The organism is Actinomadura sp. KC06, assembly GCF_004348735.1.
Lineage (GTDB): Bacteria > Actinomycetota > Actinomycetes > Streptosporangiales > Streptosporangiaceae > Spirillospora.
Window position 1 is genome coordinate 1 of the sequence record NZ_SMKT01000340.1, and the last position, 3,308, is coordinate 3,308.

Sequence of the window (3,308 nt, forward strand, 5' to 3'; positions counted from 1 at the left end):
GGTCTGCGTGGGTCGGTTCGGGGTCCGCGGGACGGGGGTGTGGGATCAGCGGGTTGGCGGGGTCTCGGAGGGCGTAGGCGATGGCGTCGTCGACGGGCATGGCCCGGCCTTCGCCCCAGAACTGGGCGACGAGGGGGGCGCCCAGTTTGCGGCGGATCGGTTCCAGGGTGCGTTCTCGGCGGGCGCCGGTGCCGGGAGCGCGGCCGGTGGCCTCGCGGAGGGCGGACGCTGCGCCGGCGAGTATGACCGCGCCGCGACCGTCGCCCTCGCGGGCGACCAGGTCGGCGAAGGCGTCCAGGGCGCGGGACATGTCCAGGCGGATGCCGGACGAGCGGCTCAGCGTGAGGCTCTGCGAGAGCGACTCGCGGGCGGTGTGGAGGTCGTCCTGTTCGAGGGCGACGCGGCCCAGGCCGGCGAGGGCCCGCGCCATCTCGGGGCGGGCGCCGATCTCGGCGAGGATCGGCAGGACCTCGGCGTAGTGCCCGCGCGCGGACACGTGGTCGCCGCGCAGCTCGGCGAGGCGGCCGAGGCCGATCATGGCGTGGGAGGCGCCCCACAGCTGGTCGATGCCGCGCATGACGGTCGCGGCGGCGTCCAGGTGTTCGCGGGCCTCCCGGAGGCGGGAACCGCGGATCAGCAGGTAGCCGCGGACGGCGGCGGCGTAGGCGCGGTTCCATTCCTGGCGGGGCGCGGCGGCGATCGCGTCGGCCTCGTCGAGGCGTTCGGCGGCGTCCGCGAGCCGTCCGGCGCGGACGAGGCATTCGGCGCCGGCGATGAGGGCGGACGCGGTCATGAAGTCGTCGCCGCACTCGCGGCAGGACGCGAGGCCGTCGTCGGCGTACCGGGCGGCCTGCGCGTAGTCGCGGCCGCCGAGCGCGAGCTGGGCGCGGGCGACGAGCGCCGGGCCGAGAACGCTCGGGCCGAGCCCGTGGGCGGCGGCGAGGAAGCGGTCGGTCCAGCCGGCCCATTCGGTGACGCGGCCCCGGACGATCCAGAACGTGCGCAGGGCCGTGCAGATCCGCAGGCCCTCGCGGACGTCGCCGCGGTCGAGGGACCAGGTGAGCGCGGAGCGGACGTTGCCGAGTTCGACGTCGTACCAGTTGAACAGCGCCACGCGTTCGGCCCAGGCCGCGTCGTCGCGCGCGACGGCGATCCGGCCATGCCGTTCGGCCGCGTGCAGGACGGCGTCGCGGTGCCGGGCGCGGAACGTCTCGTCCTCGCCGGCGTCGGCCAGCCGCTCGGCCGCGTACTCGCGGATGCTGTCGAGCTGCCGGAACCGGACCTCCCCGGCGAGTTCGCCCGACACGGCCACGAGGGACTTGTCGACCAGCGCGGTGAGCAGGTCGAGGACGTCGTCGGCGGGGAGCTCGGCGTCGGCGCAGACGTGCTCGGCCTGCTCCAGCGTCCAGCCCGAGAAGACGGACAGCCTGCGCAGCAGGATGCGTTCGGGGTCGTCCAGCAGCTCGTGGCTCCAGTCGATGGCGGCGCGGAGGGTGCGCTGCCGGGCGGGGGCGGTGCGGTCTCCGGCGCTGAGCAGCCGGAACCGGTCGGTGAGGCGCCGCGCGATCTGCTCCACCGACAGGACGCGGACTCGGGCCGCGGCGAGTTCCAGGGCGAGCGGCATCCCGTCGAGGGCCCGGGTGACCTCGTGGACGGCGTCGGCGCCGTCGAAGCCGGGGCGCGCCGCCTTCGCGCGGTCGATGAACAGGCGCCGCGCCTCGTCGGGCTCCAGGGGCGGGACCCGCCACACGTTCTCGCCCGCCATGCGGAGGGGTTCACGGCTGGTGGCGAGCACCCGCAGCCGCGGGCAGCGGGCCAGCAGCATGCCGGTCAGCTTGGCGCATTCCTCGATGACGTGCTCGCAGTTGTCGAGGACGATCAGGGCGGCGGGGGCGCGCAGCGCGTCGGCGAGCGTTTCGGTGAGCGGGCGGCCGTCCTCTTCGGCGACGGAGAGGACGGTGGCGACGCGCCGCGCGACGGGCTCCGTCGTCCCGTCGGGGCGGACGTCGGCCAGCTCCACGAACCAGACGCCGTCGGGGCCGGCGTCGAGCATCGTGTGCGCGACGTGCAGCGCGAGCCTGGTCTTGCCGATGCCGCCGGCGCCGCACAGCGTCACGGCGCGCATGCTCTCCAGCAGCCGGCCGAGGTCGCCGACGTCGCGTTCGCGGCCGACGAAGGCGTTGGGTTCGGCGGGGAGGTTCGTCTTCACGGGAGTGGTCGTCGCGGTCATGCTCCCCCGCCGTTCCGAGCCCGGCGCGGCTCGCGGACCGGGACATCCGTCATGGCATTGTGAGTGTGTCATCGCTCTGCGTGAACCGCCACGGTTTCGTGTACTTGATTGTTCACGTGTTCGCGGCGCCGATTCCACCTTGGCGGCGTGGTGGCCGTACCGTAGTGCGCCGTGTCCGCCACCTCCGAGAACGCAGCCGCCAGCCTCGACGACGTCCTGGTCGGCGAGGCGGTGCTGGGCGTCTACCGGCAGATGTTCGCGGCGCTGGCCCGCGACAGCGGCGCCGTCGTGGACGATCCCGAACTCGTGGACGTGGCCGAGACGCTGCTCGCCGCGTTCGCCGACGCGGGCGAGGACGGGCTGAGCCGCGAGCAGATGCGGTACGTGTGCCGCCGCTACCCGCCGGAGGTGTTCGAGAACCGGCTGCGGGTGCTGAAGGGGCTCGGCGCCGTCCGCGAGGTGTTCCCGAAGCCGAACCAGCTCCGGTACCGGGCGTCGTTCACCAGCGTGGTCGGGCTGATGTTCGTCCGGCGGATGATGCTGGACGGCGGGCAGAGCGAGATGCACCGGCTCCTCGCCCTTGAGCAGCTCAACGTGGCCGACCCCCGCATGACGCCCGAGCAGGCGCGCGACGGCGCGGACGGGCTCGCGCGCGCGTTCCGGCTGTGGAGCGTCGAGCTGGTCACGCTCACGCACGGGACGATCGAGGAGCTCCGCGAGCAGGCGCCGAAGCTGTGGGGCACCGAGGAGATCCTGCTGCGCGCTGAGCGCCTGCACGGTGCGATCCTGCGCCGCTGGCCGCAGCTCGACCGGACGTGCACCGACCTGCGCGCCGCCATCTATGCCTACGGCGACGCGTCCCGCCGCGCCGCGGCCCGCCTGTCCGACTCGGCGGGCACGACGCGGAACCTGACCCTCCTGCCGCCGGAGACGTGGCGGACGTTCACCCGCACCGCGTCCCGTGAGGACCTCGCCGCCGTCCTGGACGGGTTCGTGTTCGACGCCGCCGCGCCGTGGCACGAGCCGTCCGCCGTGGTGACGGCCGTGGAGGACGGCCCGCGCGCCACACCCCCGCGCC

2 protein-coding genes are annotated in these 3,308 nt (G+C 74.6%); one reads left to right on the forward strand and one right to left on the reverse strand.

Annotated features, from left to right (window positions below; translation table 11 throughout):
- Window positions 1-2,230 (reverse strand): NB-ARC domain-containing protein (locus E1287_RS42680; RefSeq protein WP_131971761.1); only part of this gene is annotated, 2,230 nt, incomplete at its 3' end.
- A gap of 171 nt (window positions 2,231-2,401) precedes the next feature.
- On the opposite strand from E1287_RS42680, the gene E1287_RS42685 reads away from it, so the two are divergent.
- A partial coding sequence (locus tag E1287_RS42685) for a hypothetical protein (protein ID WP_131971763.1) occupies window positions 2,402-3,308 on the forward strand: 907 nt, incomplete at its 3' end.